This window comes from Microcystis sp. LEGE 08355, from assembly GCF_015207185.1.
GTDB lineage: Bacteria > Cyanobacteriota > Cyanobacteriia > Cyanobacteriales > Microcystaceae > Microcystis > Microcystis panniformis.
Genome location: NZ_JADEXI010000428.1, coordinates 1 through 4,014, shown reverse-complemented (window position 1 = coordinate 4,014; position 4,014 = coordinate 1). Strand labels below are relative to the sequence as shown.

Here is a 4,014-nt window from a genome sequence, read left to right as displayed (position 1 = left end):
GGTGTGGGGTGTGGGGTGTGGGGAGAATAAATAAAAATAATCTCCCGTCTCCCGACTCCTGACTCCTATCTCCTGACTCCTCACCTAACGGAAGATTTTTGATTTTTGCAAGAGGTCTTATTTTGTGTTTTTTTGTAAAAAGTAATTTTAAATACAGAAACTTTTTTTAGAATGTATAGATAAGTGACTAGGAAAAATTTAAGAATACTTTCTCACCTAGCCCGAACTTTTATATTAACCGATTAAGAGGATAATTACCGTGAAAACAGCGAAATATCCCGAAAAAATTGCCGCTCTCTGGACAACATTCCTCTTGGGAACCCTATTTCACACCCAACTGGGTTTAATGCCGCTTTTCCATGGTCAATTGATCGTCGAGAGTCATCAAACCAGCAATCTCGATCCGATTTTCTGGGGAATGTTGCTCTTTTTTTTGCTGCCAATGTTAGCGATTATCGGGGTCAATTTTAGCGAAAGTCGCTCCTTGAGAAAGGCCCATTTCTGGCTGACAATTGTCTATTCTGTCTTGAATTTAGCCCATCTGATCGCCGATCTTCTGGTCAGACCGATCGCCTGGTATCAAATCGCTCTCATGGCGATTTTATTGATCATCGGACTGATTTTAAATCTAGTTTCCTATCAATGGCTGCGGTTAGCGATCGCCCATCCGCACCATCTCTCGGAAAGTCATTAGCAGTGCCAAGCTCAAAAGGTAGCCGGTTGACTAACTGATTCAGACAAGAGGAGGCCTTTTGAGCTTAAGTTGGTGCTTATGAAGGCAAAAGCAAGCTTAAGGAAACTTAAACCGTAGCTAAAGCGTTTTTTTCGGAAAACATAGCTTAAAAACTCTAATTAATTCCTATTATTCTCCAGATCAGCCCCTAAGTTGCCCCTGTTTCCTCGTCGCCGCTGCCACCACATCTGACCAAGTGCGGATCTTTTTAGCTATGATGGTTCAGAAGCAAGCCAATAAAGGGAACTTTTGGGGCTGGTTATTCATCAGAAAACTCCTGATCGGAGGGGTTAAGCAGACGATATAGTTCAGATTCACGGCAAATATTGGTTAATAGTAATAACGAGGTAATTATTTTGATGAAATCTCTCATTCGTTGGACGGCAACCCTTGGTTTAGTAGGAACGACAATGTTGACTTCGCTGCTGGGCAGCTATTCTAAAGCACTCGCTTTACCAGAAGAACAAATCGTCAAAACCTTGCAGTCTGTACCTGTCTTCGCTATTGCCGATGATCAAGGAGTTCCCCTAATTGCCGTAGGAGAAAAAGAACAGAAATTCACGGGAGTTTTTATCAGTCGGCAGGACGCAGAAAACTTTTTTGAACGACTGAAAAAAGAGAATCCTGAAGTGGCCAGCAAAGTTAAAGTTCAGCCTGTTTCCTTGGCACAAGTCTATAAGATGCAAACCAGTCAAACCGAACAAAATCGTTTAATTATCGATTTTGTTCCCAAAGAGTCGGAAGTAGAATCGGCGAAAAAACTGCTTAGTGAAAGAGGTCAACAATATCAAGGCGGTGTCCCTTTATTTGTGCCGAAAGCGGGAAAAGAGAGTAATTTTCTAGTGGTCAGTCGCAATAATCAGGATTTTATTCCTTTCTTCTTTGAAAAAGCCGCCGCTTTACAAATGGCAGAACAATATAAAAAAGCCAATCCCGCCGAAGCAGCCACGGTGAAAATTGATGTTATTCCCCTAGAAAGTGTCATCGCCACCCTACAACAAAGCAACGATGAAGCTTTAACTAAAATTCTCCTCTTTCCTAGCCAAGAAACGATTGATTTTATCCGAGCAAATAGTAACCAAAATGCTCCCAACCAACCCCCGGCAAATCAGCCACGCTCTAATAATAATACCAGTAATCCCCCCGCCTCCAATCGTTAAGCCCTGTGACTGCTAGTATTTCCGGTCAAGAATTAAGTCAATGGCGCCAACAGGCGATCGCTGATTTAGCGCAAGCGCAACTATCTCCGAAGGAAGTGGATATCTTTCTGCAAGCAGTGACAGATTTAGATACTCTTTCCCTGCGCTTACAATCCTTTCGCGAACGAGAAAAAATCCCTTTGAGTTATTCTTGGTCGGAAATTACTGAACGCTGGCAAAAACGCCTGCAAACAAGGGTTCCCTTGCAGTATTTGCTCGAATCGGTGGTCTGGCGTAATTTTACCCTCAAAGTCTCCCCAGGGGTCTTAATTCCTCGTCCCGAAACCGAGTTATTAATCGATATTGTTGGAGAAACCGTCAGAGGAGACGACGGGGGAATCTGGGTAGATCTGGGAACTGGTAGCGGCGCGATCGCTATTGGTTTAGCCAGTATCTTGACAAAAGCAGAGATATATGCAGTTGATTACAGTCAAACGGCTTTAGCGATCGCCAAAGAAAATATCATCAAGACGGGTTTTGCCGACAGAATTATCTTAAAACAGGGTTCTTGGTGGACACCCCTAGAGAAGTGGCAAGGACAGATTAGGGGTATGCTGTCCAATCCCCCCTATATTCCCAGTGCAGAAATCCTCGACCTACAAATTGAAGTGCGGGAACATGAACCCCGTTTGGCCCTCGATGGAGGTGAAGACGGATTGACCGCGCTGCGCTATCTAGTGGCCACTGCTCCCGATTATCTGCGATCAGGAGGTCTTTGGCTAGTGGAAATGAGAGCCGGTCAAGGGGAAAAAGTAGCGCAAATGCTGGAAAATCAGGGCAATTATCGACAAATTCAGATTATTAACGACCTAGCAGGTTTCGATCGCTTTGTTTTGGCCGAGCGAATTTAGCGCAATGCACCCGCTTCGCAGTCCCGCAGCCAGAGACGCACCGCTTGGCCGATGGTGCCTTGGCTGGTTTCTAGGGGAGGTAAGGGGACTTGAGCGGGTTCAAGGGCAGCTAATTGACTGTAAACCGTCACTAATCGCCATCCTTCCCCAGTTTTAGTTAAAAATAACCAGTGATAATTCTGGAGAGTGACAGAGCGATTTTTGCTATACTGACGCTCTAAAGTCGTAAAAAAAACCTGTTGAGTGTCATCGGCAATTTGACCGGAATATTGACTAGCACTTAAAGGTAGGGGTGCAAATTCGGGACGACCGGCAATAATCACAAAAACCGGTGTAGATAATTTTTGGTCGATTTGGGAACGGGTAATAACTCGATTAGCATAACTGGGTAAATCTGACAAGAGGCGATCAACTAAAAGATTTAAATCCTCCGGACAGCTAGAAAGAGGACGACTAACAGCCGGCGAGTTAATCCCGAAAATAACCAGTAATACCCCTAAATATCGGCTAATTCGTGACAAATTTTTGTCCATGCTACCTTTGGCTCCTCGGCACCGGTGATCGGTCGTCCAATTACTAGATAATCAGCCCCAGCTTTAAGCGCTTGGGCCGGAGTCATCACCCGACTTTGATCCCCTTTGCTTGACCAGGAGGGACGAACTCCGGGGCAAACTAAGAGAAAATCCTCTCCACAGACGCGCCGCAATTGCGCCACTTCCTGGGGAGAACAAACTGCCCCATCAATTCCCGATTCCTTGGCCAATAATGCCAGATTTAAGGCATATTCCGATAGTTCTAGGGGAATTTTGAGGTCGAGAGCTAATTCCCTGGCGTTAAGGCTGGTTAAAACGGTGATAGCGAGAAGTTTTGGCGGTGATAGCAGGTCAGAGATTGCCCCTTTCGCCGCCGTCAGTGCTTGCCGTCCGGCCGTAGCGTGCAGGGTGAGTAAATCCACTTGATAGCGACTAGCTGAACGACAGGCCCCGGCGACCGTATTGGGAATATCATGAAATTTTAGATCGAGAAAGCTCTTTTTTTGTCTTTCTTGCAGAATCCCTAGAATTTCTGCACCGCTACTGACAAATAATTCTAGTCCCACTTTCCAAAAATTGACTTCTGGCAACAGATCGAGCAGTGCGATCGCTTGTTCTAAATCCGGCACATCGAGAGGAACAATAATTCGGTCTGAGTTGGTCATATTTGGGCGATACAGTGGGGAAGCTGTCTCTTA

5 protein-coding genes are annotated in these 4,014 nt (G+C 45.2%); 3 read left to right on the top strand and 2 right to left on the bottom strand.

From position 1 onward, the window contains the following. Positions 1–259 precede the first annotated feature (259 nt). From IQ242_RS18485 to prmC, 3 genes are all read left to right on the top strand, one after another. The gene (locus tag IQ242_RS18485; protein WP_193960975.1) at positions 260–694 is read left to right on the top strand and encodes a hypothetical protein; all 435 of its coding nucleotides are present in this window, start codon (positions 260–262) and stop codon (positions 692–694) included. A gap of 398 nt (positions 695–1,092) precedes the next feature. Next, positions 1,093–1,893 (top strand): Tic22 family protein, encoded by an 801-nt coding sequence (locus tag IQ242_RS18480; RefSeq protein ID WP_193960974.1) that lies wholly within the window; start codon positions 1,093–1,095, stop codon positions 1,891–1,893. Positions 1,894–1,898: 5 nt separating this feature from the next. Continuing rightward, entirely contained in the window at positions 1,899–2,783 is an 885-nt protein-coding gene (prmC, locus tag IQ242_RS18475) for a peptide chain release factor N(5)-glutamine methyltransferase (protein ID WP_193960973.1), read from the top strand. Here prmC and IQ242_RS18470 read toward each other — a convergent pair. Together IQ242_RS18470 and pyrF are read right to left on the bottom strand one after the other, a co-directional pair. Next, positions 2,780–3,316 carry a hypothetical protein gene (locus IQ242_RS18470; RefSeq protein ID WP_193960972.1) on the bottom strand — a complete coding sequence of 179 codons (537 nt, stop codon included), beginning with the start codon at positions 3,314–3,316 and terminating at the stop codon, positions 2,780–2,782. The genes prmC and IQ242_RS18470 overlap by 4 nt on opposite strands. Beyond that, the gene (gene pyrF / locus IQ242_RS18465; RefSeq protein WP_193960971.1) at positions 3,280–3,981 is read right to left on the bottom strand and encodes an orotidine-5'-phosphate decarboxylase; all 702 of its coding nucleotides are present in this window, start codon (positions 3,979–3,981) and stop codon (positions 3,280–3,282) included. The genes IQ242_RS18470 and pyrF overlap by 37 nt, the downstream gene beginning before the upstream one ends. Positions 3,982–4,014: the final 33 nt, after the last annotated feature.

Bases quoted from the DNA above. Each gene is read 5' to 3' on its own strand.
- IQ242_RS18480 (WP_193960974.1), top strand. From the start codon at position 1,093: ATGAAATCTCTCATTCGTTGGACGGCAACCCTTGGTTTAGTAGGAACG.
- IQ242_RS18470 (WP_193960972.1), bottom strand. From the start codon at position 3,316: ATGGACAAAAATTTGTCACGAATTAGCCGATATTTAGGGGTATTACTG.
- pyrF (WP_193960971.1), bottom strand. From the start codon at position 3,981: ATGACCAACTCAGACCGAATTATTGTTCCTCTCGATGTGCCGGATTTA.